Annotated in this window: 15 protein-coding genes; 9 read left to right on the top strand and 6 right to left on the bottom strand. The window is 48.0% G+C overall.

Going from position 1 to position 15,954, the window contains the following annotated elements; translation table 11 throughout:
• Window positions 1-9: 9 nt before the first annotated feature.
• Window positions 10-1,074: a phosphatidic acid phosphatase gene (locus ACN08X_RS01400; RefSeq protein ID WP_419107691.1), complete on the bottom strand. Its 1,065-nt coding sequence runs from the start codon at window positions 1,072-1,074 to the stop codon at window positions 10-12.
• 168 nt (window positions 1,075-1,242) lie between these two features.
• Between ACN08X_RS01400 and ACN08X_RS01395 the strand changes: the two genes are divergently transcribed.
• The 4 genes from ACN08X_RS01395 to ACN08X_RS01380 all read left to right on the top strand — a co-directional run bounded on the left by ACN08X_RS01395 (window position 1,243) and on the right by ACN08X_RS01380 (window position 5,200).
• Complete coding sequence (locus ACN08X_RS01395) at window positions 1,243-2,280, top strand: o-succinylbenzoate synthase (RefSeq protein WP_419107690.1); 1,038 nt, start codon at window positions 1,243-1,245, stop codon at window positions 2,278-2,280.
• Window positions 2,281-2,767: 487 nt separating this feature from the next.
• Window positions 2,768-2,905, top strand: coding sequence for a hypothetical protein (locus tag ACN08X_RS01390; protein ID WP_419100941.1), 138 nt, complete (start codon window positions 2,768-2,770; stop codon window positions 2,903-2,905).
• A gap of 190 nt (window positions 2,906-3,095) precedes the next feature.
• Window positions 3,096-4,871: a 2-succinyl-5-enolpyruvyl-6-hydroxy-3-cyclohexene-1-carboxylic-acid synthase gene (gene menD / locus ACN08X_RS01385; RefSeq protein WP_419107689.1), complete on the top strand. Its 1,776-nt coding sequence runs from the start codon at window positions 3,096-3,098 to the stop codon at window positions 4,869-4,871.
• Entirely contained in the window at window positions 4,826-5,200 is a 375-nt protein-coding gene (locus ACN08X_RS01380; RefSeq protein ID WP_419100939.1) for a cupin domain-containing protein, read from the top strand. The genes menD and ACN08X_RS01380 overlap by 46 nt, the downstream gene beginning before the upstream one ends.
• Window positions 5,201-5,226: 26 nt before the next feature.
• Here the strand turns inward: ACN08X_RS01380 and ACN08X_RS01375 are convergent, their stop codons facing one another.
• From ACN08X_RS01375 to ACN08X_RS01365, 3 genes are all read right to left on the bottom strand, one after another.
• A complete protein-coding gene (locus ACN08X_RS01375) occupies window positions 5,227-5,997 on the bottom strand; it encodes an amino acid ABC transporter ATP-binding protein (RefSeq protein WP_419107688.1) in 771 nt (256 codons plus the stop codon).
• Window positions 5,998-6,016: 19 nt separating this feature from the next.
• Window positions 6,017-6,811 carry an amino acid ABC transporter permease gene (locus ACN08X_RS01370; RefSeq protein WP_419100937.1) on the bottom strand — a complete coding sequence of 265 codons (795 nt, stop codon included), beginning with the start codon at window positions 6,809-6,811 and terminating at the stop codon, window positions 6,017-6,019.
• Between the two features lie 75 nt (window positions 6,812-6,886).
• Window positions 6,887-7,672 (bottom strand): transporter substrate-binding domain-containing protein, encoded by a 786-nt coding sequence (locus ACN08X_RS01365; protein WP_419107687.1) that lies wholly within the window; start codon window positions 7,670-7,672, stop codon window positions 6,887-6,889.
• Between the two features lie 185 nt (window positions 7,673-7,857).
• On the opposite strand from ACN08X_RS01365, the gene ACN08X_RS01360 reads away from it, so the two are divergent.
• The 4 genes from ACN08X_RS01360 to ACN08X_RS01345 all read left to right on the top strand — a co-directional run bounded on the left by ACN08X_RS01360 (window position 7,858) and on the right by ACN08X_RS01345 (window position 11,672).
• Window positions 7,858-8,610 carry a demethylmenaquinone methyltransferase gene (locus tag ACN08X_RS01360; RefSeq protein ID WP_419107686.1) on the top strand — a complete coding sequence of 251 codons (753 nt, stop codon included), beginning with the start codon at window positions 7,858-7,860 and terminating at the stop codon, window positions 8,608-8,610.
• Window positions 8,611-8,688: 78 nt separating this feature from the next.
• Window positions 8,689-9,726 carry a polyprenyl synthetase family protein gene (locus ACN08X_RS01355; RefSeq protein WP_419107776.1) on the top strand — a complete coding sequence of 346 codons (1,038 nt, stop codon included), beginning with the start codon at window positions 8,689-8,691 and terminating at the stop codon, window positions 9,724-9,726.
• A 232-nt stretch (window positions 9,727-9,958) separates the two neighbouring features.
• Window positions 9,959-11,551, top strand: coding sequence for a sodium-dependent transporter (locus ACN08X_RS01350; RefSeq protein WP_419107685.1), 1,593 nt, complete (start codon window positions 9,959-9,961; stop codon window positions 11,549-11,551).
• Between the two features lie 4 nt (window positions 11,552-11,555).
• Complete coding sequence (locus ACN08X_RS01345; RefSeq protein ID WP_419100933.1) at window positions 11,556-11,672, top strand: methionine/alanine import family NSS transporter small subunit; 117 nt, start codon at window positions 11,556-11,558, stop codon at window positions 11,670-11,672.
• Window positions 11,673-11,797: 125 nt separating this feature from the next.
• Here the strand turns inward: ACN08X_RS01345 and rarD are convergent, their stop codons facing one another.
• Both rarD and ACN08X_RS01335 read right to left on the bottom strand, forming a co-directional pair.
• The gene (gene rarD, locus ACN08X_RS01340) at window positions 11,798-12,751 is read right to left on the bottom strand and encodes an EamA family transporter RarD (protein WP_419100932.1); all 954 of its coding nucleotides are present in this window, start codon (window positions 12,749-12,751) and stop codon (window positions 11,798-11,800) included.
• A gap of 101 nt (window positions 12,752-12,852) precedes the next feature.
• The gene (locus tag ACN08X_RS01335; protein ID WP_419107684.1) at window positions 12,853-14,124 is read right to left on the bottom strand and encodes a DUF6882 domain-containing protein; all 1,272 of its coding nucleotides are present in this window, start codon (window positions 14,122-14,124) and stop codon (window positions 12,853-12,855) included.
• Between the two features lie 374 nt (window positions 14,125-14,498).
• On the opposite strand from ACN08X_RS01335, the gene ACN08X_RS01330 reads away from it, so the two are divergent.
• Complete coding sequence (locus ACN08X_RS01330) at window positions 14,499-15,824, top strand: SseB family protein (RefSeq protein ID WP_419107683.1); 1,326 nt, start codon at window positions 14,499-14,501, stop codon at window positions 15,822-15,824.
• The last annotated feature ends 130 nt before the right edge of the window (window positions 15,825-15,954 follow it).

Genomic DNA, 15,954 nt, shown 5'->3' with positions numbered 1-15,954 from the left:
CCATGTTTTTTAGTAGGTCCACACCTTCGTGTAATAGGGGGAACGTATCTTATTCTGTGGTCTCAAAAGAGTAACAAGCCATGATGTGCTAAACGAGATAACCGTAAGAATCATGCAGGTTGCTGCGCTAAGAGCACAACCGGGAAAAGGCGAATAAATCGTAATGGCGTAGAGCGCTAAAGAACAGAACCCAAGAAAAGAACCAGCAATGCTTAACAGGGGGATAAGAATTAAACCGCTCCGTTGAGTGTTACTCATATCGAGTTCCTCAGAACGCACAAAACGTAGAATGGCAAGGCCAATAACAGTCCAGAGGGACACTAAGAGAACTGCCGTGATAACGTCCGCTGGGCGGTGCCACCCATTGACGATAGTAGAAAACCCTGTCGCTGCGGTAAGAATTGCAGAAATCAGAGCGACTAGAGGCCGAAGTTTTTTAGGAGCTGCTAGAAAAAGTGCAGAGCCTGCAGCTGCTGCCACGGTGGTGTGCCCCGACGGTGCAGAGTTCAGAACGGCTTCTTGGATACCGTAGTTAGGTTTGGTAATGAGATGGTATTTGAGTAGATAGGCTGAGAGATAGGAGCACATCGCAATACCGAGGCCTATGAGTGAAGGCACAAAACGATGTTTCCAGATAACGACAAAAATCAGTCCGATGATAGCACTTATTACAGCGACAGCTGGAATGAAGTTGAGTATTCTCTCGGTAGGTTGTTGATAATCGGTGAGTTGGTAAGAAAACTCTGTAAAAGCGATTTCGTCGAGACGTTGGCCAATACTTGTTTTAACGAAGAAATAAAAAGAGCCAGTCAACGCAGTGCTGAGAAGAAGAAAAACAAATACGTGTTGCACCATTGCCCAGAAGGTGGGCCGTGTCCGTCGAAGGTGACTTGGCGTCAGTTCTTTAAGTGCTGACGTGCTCAGGGCAGATGTGTGCTCTGTGGGAAAACGCGCTGTTGGTGTGGTGGGTAGAACCTGAGTTGTCTGGTCGCCATGATGGGATTGGCGGGGCTGTTCTTCTCTGTACATAAGAGCGTACGAACTGCCTTTCTGCTGGTCTACGGTTGTGGTCATTGTGTTTGAGAGCCATCATTATTGTTGCAGAAAGTTTTGAAGTTTTCCTGACAAAATGGTGTGCGTTTCACGAACCCTGCTCCTAGGTACTGTATTTAACGGAAATTTTAGTTTTTCGGCGATTAGTTATGATGGGGATACGGAACTATTCTCTCTTTGGTGTACGAAATGAGTCTCATGGAACCTTCTGCGTCCTCTATCTGGAAGACAGGTACTTTGCCACAACTATCGGAGGTGCTTGCTCATAGCGTTGTGGTGCAAATACCAATGCGAGTGAAGTTTAGAGGGGTTCACTTTCGCCAGACGATGTTGTTTGAAGGAGAATCTGGCTGGGGTGAATTTGCTCCGTTTCTTGAGTATCCACCGGAAGAAGCTGCGTATTGGTTGTCATCAGCTTTAGAATCTGCATGGCTAGGGTTCCCCGAACCGATACGTTCTACCATTCCTGTCAATTCAACGTTGCCAGCGGTGGACGCTGGGCAGGTTCCTGCGGTTCTTGGCCGTTATCAGGGGAAAATCCGCGAGGTGAAGATTAAGGTTGCGGAGCGAGGGCAGAGCTTAGCCGAGGACATTGCACGAATTAGTGCTGTACACCGGTATGTTCCTGATGCGCGTTTAAAAGTTGACGCTAACGGAGGCTGGAGTACGGATGAAGCGTTTGAGGCAATACAACGTCTTGAAGAGTTTGACGTGTTGTATGTAGAGCAACCTGTTCAATCGGTCGATGAGATGGCGCGTTTGCACGCGAAGTTACGTGAGCAAGGTGTCGGTACGCTTATCGCTGCGGATGAATCGGTGCGTAAAGCGCAAGATCCTTTGCAAGTGGCTGAGCGTGGCGCTGCCGATGTATTGATTCTTAAAGCGGCGCCCTTAGGCGGTGTCAGACGCGCTCTTGAGGTGTGTGAGCAAGCCGGACTGCCGGTGGTCGTTTCTTCTGCTTTGGAAAGTTCGGTTGGCATTCGTTCGGGTATTGCTTTGGCGGCCTCTTTACCGGAGCTTCCTTTTGGCTGTGGTCTGGGGACGGTCTCTTTGATGTCTTCGGACGTGACACGAGATTCGCTGTGCGCTCGCGATGGGGTGATTCCTGTGCGTGATGTTGAGGTGGATAAAGCGTTAGTTTCTTCTTTGTCGGTGGACGAAGATGTACGTCGTTGGTGGCATGAGAGGGTGCGTCGTTGTTATCGGGTGTTAGAAGAACGTTTGTGACATTGTCTCGCGCGGTAGCACCACGACACCGCTTGTGTGAATAAAATCACTTTTATTGGTGTGGTGCTTTTTGTGCCCGCGTAAAAGGGTAGTTTTTCAATCTTTTTTGATAGCTACATTGTTTTATGTATTTGTCTATTATTTTTCATTGAAATGTTTTGATGTTGAGTTTTTAGCTCTAATTCGAAAGGTTTTATGGTGATATTTAGTGTCTTGAGGACTTTTGTTTTATTTAAACTTGCATAAGTTTCTTATGAATAGGGGACAAATGTCGCCTTACGCTCCGCTTTTTTGGTATTTTTGTCCCCATAGAGGTCTACAGGTGGACGCATAACTGTGTTACTGTGGTTTTCGCAAGATAAATGCTTCACGGCAAAGAGGTCTTGGACGCATTCGAAGTTGGATGCCCCCAAATACCAGCGCCAATGCGTCAACCACGATATTAGAGGTAAAGAAAATGTTTCTACTGCAATCTTCCCCTAAAACTATGAAATCACACTCAGTAAGCACCAAGATTGTCAAGAACTTCAAACAGATTTTCATGACTCCCGAACTCACTGAAGAAGAACGCTGGAACCTCTATTACGACTACTCTGCGGTAACTGCCAAAACTGCTTCTTCATAAGGCAGGACTGGCAACATTATCACTAGCACTTTAATCCATGATTAGGGGTGCTTTATTAAAGTAAAGAAACTTTAATAAAGCACCCCTAACGTAGATTAAAAACATTTTTTACATATGAACTAACCCACAATAGTTCTTAAGAAAAACTCAACTTTTCGCGCACTCTCACCAGAGACAGTAGAATAGCAACGTGACTTCAGCCGACGAAAATGCTCCCATCCCAGAATCGCTTATCAGCGCAATCTCCGTTCTCGACTCGCTCGTTCGTACTGGTATGGAACATATCGTACTTTGCCCCGGCTCACGTAGCGCACCCCTCGCCTACGCCATTGCTGCCCTTGAACAAGCAAATATTCTGCACGCACACGTCCGTCTCGACGAAAGAAGTGCCAGTTTCCTTGCGCTCGGAATAGCCAAAGCCACGCAACGCCCTGTCGCCGTAGTCACCACATCAGGAACTGCCGTCGGTGAACTACTGCCTGCAATGATGGAAGCCTTCCACAGCGGAATCCCTCTCCTCGCCTTAACCGCAGACCGTCCTCAACGCCTCCGCGGAACTGGCGCTAACCAAACCACCTACCAACCTGGTATTTTTACTGCATTTGTACGTGCTCAAGCTGATCTCACGCAATACCCAGAATCACCGGCTGGAGAACAAACTCAATATTTTTCAGAAGTCCTTGCAGCCCTCAGTGGACGCGACCCACAAAATTGGAATCAGCCCTCTCAAACACCCATCGGGCCTGCACATATCAATCTTTCTTTTGACACTCCGCTAACACCGCCTGCCGGCAGCGCACCATTGCTGAACCAATGGGCTAACACCCTTAAAAACCGCCAAGAATACTCTCCTATTTCTCGCGTCGATACAACAGCAGAATCCTTTTTAGCTGAAGAATACCGCCCCCAAAACTCCTATAAAACAGTTGTTATTGCAGGAGACGGAGCCGGCTCAATCGCTGAAAAATTTGCGCGAAAACTTTCTTTACCTCTTCTTGCTGAACCATCCTCGCACGCTCGCTACGGAGAAACCGCTATCGAGGCATACCCGAAAGTGCTTGACACCTCTTTGAGCGAAGAAATAGAACGGGTCGTGCTCTTTGGGCACCCGACTCTCACTCGCCAAATTAGTTCTTTACTTCAGCGTCAAGACATCCGCAAAGCCATATATATGGAAAAACCTGCTAGCTGGTGTGAAACCTCAAAACGAGACGAAACAATATACACCACTCTCGTCGAACTAGCAGAATTCTCAGGGCATGGAGTAACAGAAACTGCTCAATCGGCTAAAAGCTGGCTACAACGTTGGAAAGACTCAGGTAGAGAATCTCGCCAACAATTGCTGAATTCTCTCGAAAACTACCGCAATAATGGAGAAACTCACGAACGCTTAAGCGGAATGTCTTTAGCTCTTGAAGCATGGAATAAGGCTCTTGAACATCATGAAATTCTTGTATGCGGATCATCAAACATCATCCGTGACCTTGACCTTATTGCCCCCAGCGCTTCAAAAACACCGAGAGTTTATGCATCTCGTGGATTAGCTGGAATTGATGGGATGATAGCTACCGCAAGTGGCATTTCTTTGGGCGGATATGGGAGAGAAACAGAATTCTCTACCGCTGAATCTGCTGACCCCGTGCACCTTATCTGCGGAGATTTAACGTATCTTTATGATGTGTCTTCTTTGAACATCGGCGCATACGAGCTGACTCCTCAACTGCATATTGATGTTCTTGACGATTGCGGAGGCGGTATCTTCTCAACGCTTGAACACGGAGAACTTGCGCAAGACCCTGCCTATACTCACACCGTAGAACGATTCTTTAGAACACCTCATCGTGTTCGACTCGAAGACCTTGCTCATGCTTATCAGCTCCCTGAGGGAATGAGCGTTACAATCCATCACGTGGAGGACTCATGGCAGGAACACATCAAGGGCAAGCCCTCATCTTCAAAGGATTAACAGAATTACTGCAACCATTAGAACATAAGGGTAGAGCACAAAAAATTGTGGATGCTCAGGGCGCTAGCGTGACGCTTCTTGAACTAGCACAAGGACAAAGCTGGAAAGAACATCACAGTATTCACCCCATTATTGTGCAAGTGCTCAAAGGAAAAGTGCGGTTGACCGTTCGCGGGCAGAGCCGCACCTTGATTCCTGGGCAGATAATTCATCTAACAGACCACCTTCTTCACCAAGTAGACGCTGATACACCAGCGACGGTGATGGTTATTATGCTTACGGGCGAGAACCCTGACCCCAAAATTCAGGTTCCTGCTGAGCAACTATAACCATTGCTGATAGCTGTTCAAGAATACTATTGAGCTCGAGTCTGCGTTGGGTGTAGAACACGAGATAAAAAGTCTTGAGTTCTCTCTTGTTGTGGGGAACCAATGACTTGTGAAGCTGGACCTTCTTCGACAACGACGCCTTGATCCATAAAAATGACGCGGTCTGCTACATCTCGTGCAAAGTCCATCTCGTGGGTTACCACAATCATGGTCATACCCTCTTCAGCAAGTTCTCGCATGATGGTGAGTACTTCACCAACTGTTTCGGGGTCTAGCGCTGAGGTTGGCTCATCAAAAAGCATAAGCTGAGGGTTCATCGAGAGCGCCCTAGCAATAGCCACTCGTTGTTGTTGTCCGCCAGATAGCTGTTCTGGGTATCGCTGTGCTTTATCTGCCAGACCGACTTTCTGAAGATTTTTAAGCGTGATATCTTTGGCTTGTTGTTTGTCTCGTTTAAGAACTTTTTGTTGTGCAACAGTGCAATTTTCAAGGACTGTCAGATGAGGAAAGAGGTTGAATTGCTGAAAAACCATCCCCACCGTTTGCCGTAGCGCGTTGATATCAACATCTGGGCTTAACACATTATGTCCGGCGACAACAATCTCTCCTTGTTCAGGAGTTTCGAGAAGGTTGACGCACCGTAGGAGTGTTGATTTACCAGAGCCTGAAGGTCCAATAAGACAAAGGACTTCTCCGGGCTGAACGTCGAGGTTGATACCTTTGAGCACTTCTACAGCACCATAGGATTTATGCAGATTAGAAATATGAACTGAGGATGCAGGGTATTGAGTCGTCATAGTATTTTTCCGATACGAGTTAGCGTCGTGTGGTGGTCTTGAAACGAGATTCAAAATAGCGGGCGAGGAAGCCTAAAGGAATAGTAATGAGCAGATAGCAGAACCCTGCTACGACAAGAGGTGTCAGCCCCGCATTTGCGGCGGAGAGCCCTTCTCTGCCAAACTTGGCTAATTCGTATTCGGAAATAGACATCCCCAATAGATAGACCAGTGAAGAATCTTTGGTCAGGAGGATAATTTCGTTTGTTAACGGTGGTAGCACGATGCGGAAGGCCTGAGGGATGATAATGGTTACCATTGCACGGGGGTGGGACATTCCAAGTGAGCGCGCTGCTTCATATTGTCCACTAGGTACTGCTTGTAGCCCTGCTCTGAGCACTTCGCCAATGTATGCGGCAGAGACAATACCCAACGCCAGCATGATAGTGATATAGCTATTGAACCTTACGTGGAATGCAAGGGGAATGCCGTATCCGAACGCGAGGAATACTAATAGTGCTGGTATTCCGCGGAAAAGTTCAATATAAATTGATGCTATCCAACGGTAGGGCGCGATAGATGATATTTTCATCAAGGCCAAGACCACACCTAATGACAGTCCTAAGCTAAATCCTAACGCCGTATAAATAATAGTATTTTTGAGCGCGATGGTGATGACCGATGGGAATTGCTCTGCGATAACAGTTGGGTTGAAAACCTGTTTGTAGAGGGTATGCCAGTCTGCTAGGGCAGCGAGCACTAAGATAATGATTGCTAGTGCTGCATATTGAGCGTATCTGCTGTAGGTCTGTTTTTGACGTAAGGTCAATGCCATGGAATGTCCTTTATTCCCCGTGCGTAAGAGTGAGGTGCGTGAGCACACCAATCTGAAAATGGTGTGGTTCGCGGGCTACTTTTGTGTGGAGACTCCGAGCCATTTTTCTTGAAGCTTTGCTAATTCGCCGTCTTCTTTGAGGGTGGTGATAACGTTGTTCGCTTCGTCGAGAAGTTTTTGGTTATCGGTGGCGACCGCTGCAGCAATTTCTTCGTGCGTGTTAATTTCTTCTGCAAGTTTCAAGGAATCATCTGAGGTGAGTGCTTGAGAAATCACGGAGATATTGGCGATGACAGCTTGTGCCTGACCTGTTTGTAGAGCTTGAATCATCAGCGCTGCGTCTTCGTATTGGACGGTGTCTGCGTGATGTTCTGTAGCGTATTTTTCTCCAGAGGTTGCTTGTTGTACTGCAACTTTTTGATCTTTGAGGTTGTCGGCGTTGGCGATTGTTGAATCTTTAGGTACGAGAATGCCGAGATTATCGTTGAGATACGGTTCGGTGAAGCTCATTTTGGTGGCTCGTTCTTCGGTTTTAGTAATGCCGGAAATGGCGATGTCACATTGTCCAGAAGAGAGAGCTACTCCGGAGTCGAGTCCTTCAAAGCCGGTGTTGGAGATGTTGAGTTTAAGTTTGAGTTTGTCGGCGATAGCTTGTGCAATGTCCATGTCATAGCCAACAATTTTTCCGTCTTGTTCGAACTCAAAGGGTTTGTAGGGGCTGTTGGTGCACACCGTGAGCTCGCCGTTCGTGATGAGCTTTGGGCTGCCTTCTGCAGTAGTTGAGTTTGTGGATTGGCATCCGGTGAGTGCTAGAGCACTGAGTGTGAGGATGGCGGCTGTGCTAGAGAGGGTCTTTTTCATGGTGTGTTCCTTGCGACGGGTTATGTTGTTTGACGCGTTATGCATGGTGTGTGCTCAACGGTATTAAACATCCTAGCGCAAAAATATGCATAGTAGTGTAAAAACATGCAATAGTGAGGGGTGTGTCGAGGATAACGTAATCATAAGGTTTTTCAGCCCTTTAGCAAGAACATACGAGTGCCGAGATGAGCTTTCAACGAAACCATGAAACAATAGCAGATGTGAACCGAGCAGATCTTGATAAGAAAACAGCAGATATTGCCGCAATGTTCGATGACGTTGCCGACCGCTACGACCTCATGAACGGCATCGCATCCCTAGGTCAACACATCTACTGGCGAAAACAAGCCGTCGCTGCACTCAACGTTGCACCAGGACAAAAAATACTCGATATCGCAGCAGGTACCGGAACTTCCTCTGAACCCCTCGCCGACCGCGGTGCAGAAGTCATCGCGGCAGACCTCTCCGAAGGAATGCTCGCAGTCGGACGTCGCCGCCGACCCGACATCTGCTTTATGCAAGCAGACGTCACCCAACTACCCTTCGACGACGAATCCTTCGACGCCGTTACCATGTCATACGGATTACGCAACGTCGCCGAATACCAGCGTGCACTACAAGAACTCTACCGAGTCACCAAACCCGGGGGCAGAATCGTACTCCTCGAATTCTCAACACCCACGTGGAAGCCATTCCGCACCATCTACCAAAAATACATTATGCGAGCCATTCCGCCGGTAGCGCGAGTCATCTCATCTAACCCAGAATCCTACGTCTACCTTGCAGAATCCATCTTGGCATGGCCCACACAAGACCAACTAGCACAAGAATTTGTAACAGCCGGATGGGAAAACGTAAAATACCGCAACCTCAGCGGTGGCATCGTGGCCATACACCGTGGTTTTAAACCTGGTCGAGGCTTTACTATTGAGAAATAACACTCCGTGAGAAAAAAGAGACTATCTACCGTGACAGACCAAAATAAGTCCCCTGAGACGAACACCTGTGAGCCTAGCATGGTAAACGAACTATTCAATGACATCTCCTACAACCTCCCTAAAGGCTTCGACATCATCGCTCAAGATGAGAATCTCGGGCCTCAGATTCTCGAATCCCTCAGCGAAATCGAACAACGCCTCTCCAAAGCCGTAACACAAACCTCCCGTATCGCAGATGTCACCTCGCGACACCTACTTAACGCCGGCGGAAAACGCATCAGACCCCTACTGACACTACTGGCAGCTGCCGCAGGTGGTGGAATCAACGACAAAGTCCTTGATGCCGCAGTCGTCGTTGAGCTCACACATCTTGCAACCCTCTACCACGACGACGTCATGGACGACGCACCCAAACGCCGTGGTGTAGATACTGCACAAAACATCTGGGGTAACTCTGTAGCTATTCTCACCGGAGACCTCATCTTCTCCCGTGCCTCTCTGATTGTCAGCGACCTTGGCTCTCGCCCCATGTCTGTTCAATCTCAAACCTTTGAACGCCTCGTCCTTGGGCAACTATTCGAGACTTTAGGCCCCGAACCAGATGAAGATATCCTCAGCCATTACATCAAAGTTATTGAGGGTAAAACTGGTTCTCTCATCGCTGCCGCCGGTTCTTATGGCGGTATCCTCTCAGAAGCGCCAGAATCTACCATTCAAACTCTTGCACGATACGGAGAGCTTGTCGGTGTAGCTTTCCAACTAGCTGATGACGTACTCGACATTACCGGCGAAGGTAAAAAATCTGGTAAAACTCCAGGAACAGACCTGCGAGAAGGCGTTCCCACATTGCCGACTATTCTTCTAGAGCAAGAAGCTGAACGTCAAGACAGCTCAGCACAAGAAATCCTTGAGATGATTCGTGGAGATCTCTCGAGTGACGAAGCCTTAGAACGGGCGGTACAAGCATTATCTGCTCATCCTGTAACGGCGCGAGCGTGGAGCATCGCGTGCCAATGGGCTGACGACGCTGTTCAGGTGCTTAAATCCTTACCTGATTCGACAGCAAAAGAAGCGCTCATCTCCTTCGCTCACGCTGTTGTTCGCCGTGATTCTTAAACGAATACCAAACCTCTAATACTCAGACTCCTCTCATTCGCGGATGAGGGGAGTCTTTGGTGTGTACCATCCCCTGAAGTCTCAAATAATGAGAAATACCGTAGATTGTCGTTATTTTGACAATAAATCTGGCATTGTAAAGAGTAAATTTTTTACGTAAGCGCGTCATCTTCAGGCAACCTCACGTAAAACACACATACACACATTGACACAACGACTTGAGGATTACTCCATGGGAGCAACCGCAAAGGCACCAAAGAAACGCGAAAGTTTCTCTAGCCGAAAAGTATTTATCTTCGCCGCTATCGGCTCAGCAGTTGGACTGGGCAATATTTGGCGTTTCCCCTACGTCGCCTACGATCACGGCGGCGGCGCATTTATGATTCCATACCTCGTAGCACTACTTACGGCGGGTCTGCCCTTCCTCTTCTTCGACTACTCTATCGGCCACCGCGGACGCGCATCCTCCCCACTCGCTTTCCGCCGACTCAATCGCAAAACCGAGTTCATTGGTTGGTGGCATATGGGTATCAACTTCATCATCGCCATCTACTATGCAGCTATTCTCGCATGGTCTTTGCGCTATATGCTCTTCTCCCTCAACAGCAGTTGGGGAGAGGACCCAGCCTCATTCTTTACGGGAGAATTCCTCCACGTAGGAGACCCCGCCCTATCCTTTGACTTCGTTCCAGGAATTCTCATTCCTTTAGCACTCATTTGGGCTGTTCTACTGATGGTGATGTCCCTCGGCGTTCAAAAAGGTGTCGGAGCAGCAAACGTTCTCTTCATCCCGCTACTGATCATCATGTTCGTTGTCCTTGTCGCATACTCTCTCACCCTTGAAGGAGCTTTCCAAGGACTTAACGCACTCTTCACTCCGAACTGGGCAGCATTGGCAGACCCCCAAGTATGGGTTGCCGCATACGGGCAGATTTTCTTCTCCCTCTCTGTAGGTTTCGGCATTATGATTACCTACTCTTCTTACCTCAAACCTAAAGCTGACCTCACCGGCTCTGGCGCTGTTGTGGGATTCTCAAACTCTGGCTTTGAACTTCTAGCCGGCATCGGCGTATTCGCGGCATTAGGTTTTATGGCAAATGCTGCAGGAACTGCCGTATCTGAGGTAGCGACATCAGGCATCGGACTTGCATTTATTGCTTTCCCCACCATCATCTCTCAAGCACCTGGCGGAACCATCATTGGACTGCTATTCTTCGGTTCGCTTCTTTTCGCCGGTTTCACCTCCATGATTTCCATTGTGGAAGTGATTGTTGCTGGTGTTCAAGATAAATTCGGAATGGCTCGACGCAACGCTACCGCATTAGTTATCGTGCCTCTTGCGCTCATCTCCACCGTCTTCATGTCTACAACCTCCGCGTTATACGTGCTCGACATCCTCGATAACTTCGTCAACACTTTCGGCATTCTTGCTGCAGGTCTTGTCGCGATCGTTACGGTCGCCTACTTCGTTCGTGGATTGCCGACTTTGCGTGACCACCTCAACCAACACGGTTCTATCAAAGTTGGTGGACTATGGATGGCACTACTAGCAGTCATTACCCCGCTAGTGCTGGGATACGCGTTGATTACTACCGTCATCAAACTCATCAATACCCCCTACGAAGGCTACCCCGACTCACTACTGATTCCTTTCGGGTGGGTCATGTCCATCTTGCTCGTCGTCGTTGCTGTCGTTATCTCTCGTCTGCCCTGGTCGAATAGCTCACGAGCTGCGCTACAGCCACCAGCTCAGCCTGTTAGTGGTGGTGCGGTCATGACCGAATACGTCGACCCCACCCGTACCAACGCACAGAAAGAGGCCTAAAATAATGGAAACTAGCGCCGTTATGATGATGACAACTTCAATCCTCATGATTTGGGGAGGACTCGTTGCCGCAGCAATTAACCTCTCTCGTCACCCCGAGGAAGAAGAAGATAACATCTAATTATCATCGCGAATTCAACGCACATTAAATGGTGTGGGTGGGCTCTCTACAGAGAGCCCACCCACACCATTATGACAAGCAAAAGAACACTAAATACGCACAGCTTCTGCCACTTTTAACACTCTCTATGCAGCTTTAAGAACAGCACGCCTTCTCACCCGTGAATACCGAATTGCGTCAACAGTAAACAACGCAACTGCGATCCACACCAACATAAAACCAATCCAGCGCTCTGCCGTGAGCTGCTCATGAAATACCAAAATTGCAAGGAAGAACTGAATAGTAGGAGTCATATACTGAATAATGCCAACAAGACTCAACGGCAGTTTTGATGCAGCATCAGCAAAGAGCAAAAGGGGCAGCGTCGTCAAAACACCTGAAGCGGCAAGAACCCAAAAGTGAGTAATACCTTCTGAAAATAACGTCAAATGATGTTGCTTCCATAGAACAGATAACACCACAACAGCTACGGGAGCTAAAGCTAACGTTTCAACAGTAAATGCTGCAATAGGTGGAACTTTCCCACCCAACTTATTTTTGACAAGACCATAGAACGCAAAACTAAAAGCAAGGCCCAACCCCAACCACGGAATCTGCCCATAAAGTACACTCATCACCAGCACTGCAACAGCTGCGATAGCCACTGCAACCCATTGAAGTAAACGCAACCTCTCCTGTAAAAAGAACACCCCTAGAAGAACGTTAACCAGCGGATTAATAAAATACCCCAGAGAAGCATCCAGCGTATGTCCGGTGGTCGTGGCAATAACGTAGAACAACCAATTGGCACCAATCAACACCGCAGCAATAGAAAGCACAAGAAGCGTTTTAGGGTTACTAAGAACCTGCCAAAATTTCTGGTACCCGCGCGGTATAAAACATAGAATGACCGCGCATAAAAGCAAAGAAAAAATAACACGGATTGAAACAATCTCGTAGGGGGTAGCTGGCAATGTCAATGCGAAGTACAGCGGAAACGTACCCCAGATAAGATATGCACTAATTGCAGAGACTAAACCAGAACGAGTTCTTGAAGTATGAGAAGCAGAGGAAACCTGCTGCATCGAAGGAGAAGACATAAAAGGTGCGTATTTCTATAAAAGAGGGTGAATAGAAACGGGGAAAAAGTTCCCCCGACTCATAAATATGAGCCGGGGGTACTGTACAAAGAAGAAAAAGACTAGAGCCCGAAGAAACGAGAGAAGAAACCTTTTTTCTCCTGCTGTTCTTTACGTCGTGGACGACGTGCTTCTTCGTGTTGTTCTTCTTCAAGGTCTGGAGCAGAACCTGCAACACGGAATGCACTTGGACGTTCTTCATGCTCTGCGGTGTCAGCATCGTTATCGTCGATAGGTTCTGCTGCCACAGGACGTTCTTCTTCTACGTCGCTGATAATTTCTTCTTCTGCAATTGCAGAAGTTGTAACGCGACCAGGCTGAGCGTCCTCTTTCGGATCTTGGTCGTAAGGCTTCTCGGTATGAGGGTAAACGCGGTCAGTAGTGACAACGCCTTCCACCTCTTCGAGAGTTTCTTCAACAACCTGCTCAGAAGATTCTTCAAGGTTTTGAGGAACTTCTTGTGTCTGAGTGGACTGTGCCAGCTGTTCTTGAGCCTCGCGTTCTGCTTGTTCTTGAACCGCTTGTTGCTGTTCTGCTTCACGAGCAGCAATTTGAGCAGCTGCTTCAGAAGCGGCAATACGCTCAACTTCTTGGCGTTCTGCTGCAGCCTGTTCACGTAATGCAATTGCTTGAGCTGCGCAACGGTTAAGCTCTGCAGAATCGACAACTGGCTCAGCTGCTTCAATACCTGAGATTTTTTGGCCGTCAAACCAGAGGCGGAGCGCCCCATCGGTGGTGGTGATGACAGCGGTAGCCTCGGTATCCCACGCGATATGAGCACCGCGTAGACGAGCATAGGAGTCTACGGCACGCTGATGATTAACAGCGGTATTTGTTTGGAGAGCTTGAGCCATGACTCGTCCCATACGGTTAATCGTTGGCGCTTCGAGCTCTAAAGCATCACCATCGAGAAGAATCCACGCCTTAACACCTGCACCAGCGGTGACGGGGTAGTGTGCGTAGATACCGGTGAGGGCCTTGGCAGCAAGAGTTACTTGGCGTGCAATGCCGTCAGCGAGTGGAAGTTCATCTGTGGTCAGCTCACCTATAGAGTGCTGCGCTCCCGACTCTCGTGCCTGAATAGCTGCCGAAACTACAGAATCGGGGAAATGTCCCAGTTCTTGCCATGACCAAATCCAAGAACCGCGGTTTTCTGATTCAGTTCCTAAAAGATATGGTGTGAGTTTGACCGAGCTATCAGACTGGAGGGTGAAAGACGGTGCTGAAAAGTCCACAGACCACTCAGATCCGCCACTGAGCTCGGCTAGGCGTGCCTGGTATTCGGTGGAAATAAAGATTGATTCGTCAATCAAATCCTGCAGTGTTTTAGTCATGTGCTTAAGGCTAGCAAAAATTGTGTCTACTGAGCCCCTATTTTTGGTATTTATCTCTGCAAGAACCAGTGTTTTCATCATTTTTTAGAAAGAGAAACACAATTATGAAGAATATCTGACATATATGGATAAACACCTACGGGGTATCACCACCACCGCCCCATGCTGAAAGAGTACGCAAGAACACTCCATTATGAGGGGAATTGTCCCCATTTTAAAAATCTTATGAAGACTCAACAATGAGTAGATTCCGTCAAAAAGAGAAAAACTACTCAAAACATTGCTTTAATAAATGAGATAGAGAAACTTTAAAGGCAAGGAATACGAACTTCCCCTATCGGTATCACCTGCGCACTGAGCAAGAAAGACCACCTATGACGAACACACCTCGTTTTCGCAGAGAAGAACGCCCTGCGAAAGTTCAAGAAGCTCTCACCCGTATTGGTAGCTGGCTTCTGAACACGGTTAAAACTGAGCCAGGGTGGAATGAACTTGTCTTTGAACTCAAACCCTTGAGCGGAACCATCTTTGCTCGTATTACAGAAACTCGTGACGAACAAGATTACGTCGGCAGTGTTGGGCCCATTAAAGAAGGCTCCATCGTTATCCCTGAAATTGAGAACCTGCAACACGCTGCCTATGATGAACACGAAGGTACATGGTTTACTGCCACCGTTATTGTGACTGCAGAGAACTGGCCCGAACCTGACTATCAGATAGGGGCGGCCTATAATCGTCAAGATGAGCCTCAAGACTGGGAGGGGGAGGGGCGCATGTCTCGCCAAGACGTGCGATATCACCTCGAACACTTCCCTCGGCACGCAAGCCAGATTCCACAATGGGCACAATTGCGCTTATCAGGACGACTTAAAAGAGACCACGAACCCAACACGGACTCTTGTGAGGTTCCTAACCCTTACCTGAGCGAAGCTCTGTCTCAAGTTCGAGGCAAAGAACGTAGCGACGCTATTGTGGTCAACGTCCTCCGCGCATCTTTAGGCGGGGACTTCCTGCTAGATATTAGTGACTCAACTTTTGTTCCTGCTGGGTCACAGAAAATAGGGCCACGTTCTACAATCCGTTATCGTGTGCTACGCCTTGCAAACGATATGCGTGCTTTATGCCTTTATTCCAGCTCTAAATATGTTAAGGAATTCCATACTCACTTCACTGAATCCTCTTCTGAGCCCGAGATTCTTCGAGAACACGCTTTCAAGGTATATCTTGACTTTTTAGCTGATAAAACCTGTGATGTGGTTGTGATTGATCCGGGCACTGAACACGAGACATTTATTGAGAAACCACAGGTTGCGTGGGTACTGAGTACTCCTCACAACATTCACGTCAAAAGTGCTCTGTTAGATGGTGATATGCAACGTCTATTGGCGGCGCTCACCGCACCCAGCTCTGTCCTTTTGATGGGGGTAAGAGCCGGAGAAGAAGCCCCTCTCTTCGTTCCTGTTCCTGAAGGGCAAGAACCTCAGACAATGTTGGTATTTACCTCGGCTGCGGAGGTGGCTTCAGTCGACCCTCAATTACAGGTGCGTTCTGCTCCTGCGATGGAGGTTTTGGAATTTGCTCAATCTCTGGGTGCTGATGGTGTTCGTATTAACGCGTTGAGTCCGTCAGCTACGTTGCCGATGTCTCAGATTCAAGAGTTGCTCGAGATTGTACGTTCGGCTCAACATATCAGTAATTAGCGCGTGATACCGCTCTTTTGGGGACAAAAACATATACCATCATGCTAGGCCAAAAAATGGCAGTTAAAAACTATTAGGGGCGGTTTGTGGAAAGTATACTAAGGTGGCTAGGCATAACATGTTTTCGCCA

This window comes from Rothia sp. P6271 (assembly GCF_048512995.1).
Lineage (GTDB): Bacteria > Actinomycetota > Actinomycetes > Actinomycetales > Micrococcaceae > Rothia.
The sequence above is the reverse complement of the archived record's forward strand: the minus strand, read 5'-3'. Positions and strand labels throughout refer to the sequence as shown.

Bases quoted from the DNA above. Each gene is read 5' to 3' on its own strand.
- ACN08X_RS01330 (WP_419107683.1), top strand. From the start codon at position 14,499: ATGACGAACACACCTCGTTTTCGCAGAGAAGAACGCCCTGCGAAAGTT.
- ACN08X_RS01370 (WP_419100937.1), bottom strand. From the start codon at position 6,811: ATGGCATTGACCTTACGTCAAAAACAGACCTACAGCAGATACGCTCAA.
- ACN08X_RS01350 (WP_419107685.1), top strand. From the start codon at position 9,959: ATGGGAGCAACCGCAAAGGCACCAAAGAAACGCGAAAGTTTCTCTAGC.
- ACN08X_RS01400 (WP_419107691.1), bottom strand. From the start codon at position 1,074: ATGACCACAACCGTAGACCAGCAGAAAGGCAGTTCGTACGCTCTTATG.
- ACN08X_RS01335 (WP_419107684.1), bottom strand. From the start codon at position 14,124: ATGACTAAAACACTGCAGGATTTGATTGACGAATCAATCTTTATTTCC.
- ACN08X_RS01390 (WP_419100941.1), top strand. From the start codon at position 2,768: ATGAAATCACACTCAGTAAGCACCAAGATTGTCAAGAACTTCAAACAG.
- ACN08X_RS01395 (WP_419107690.1), top strand. From the start codon at position 1,243: ATGAGTCTCATGGAACCTTCTGCGTCCTCTATCTGGAAGACAGGTACT.
- rarD (WP_419100932.1), bottom strand. From the start codon at position 12,751: ATGTCTTCTCCTTCGATGCAGCAGGTTTCCTCTGCTTCTCATACTTCA.
- ACN08X_RS01380 (WP_419100939.1), top strand. From the start codon at position 4,826: ATGGCAGGAACACATCAAGGGCAAGCCCTCATCTTCAAAGGATTAACA.
- ACN08X_RS01360 (WP_419107686.1), top strand. From the start codon at position 7,858: ATGAGCTTTCAACGAAACCATGAAACAATAGCAGATGTGAACCGAGCA.
- ACN08X_RS01355 (WP_419107776.1), top strand. From the start codon at position 8,689: ATGGTAAACGAACTATTCAATGACATCTCCTACAACCTCCCTAAAGGC.
- ACN08X_RS01365 (WP_419107687.1), bottom strand. From the start codon at position 7,672: ATGAAAAAGACCCTCTCTAGCACAGCCGCCATCCTCACACTCAGTGCT.
- ACN08X_RS01375 (WP_419107688.1), bottom strand. From the start codon at position 5,997: ATGACGACTCAATACCCTGCATCCTCAGTTCATATTTCTAATCTGCAT.
- ACN08X_RS01345 (WP_419100933.1), top strand. From the start codon at position 11,556: ATGGAAACTAGCGCCGTTATGATGATGACAACTTCAATCCTCATGATT.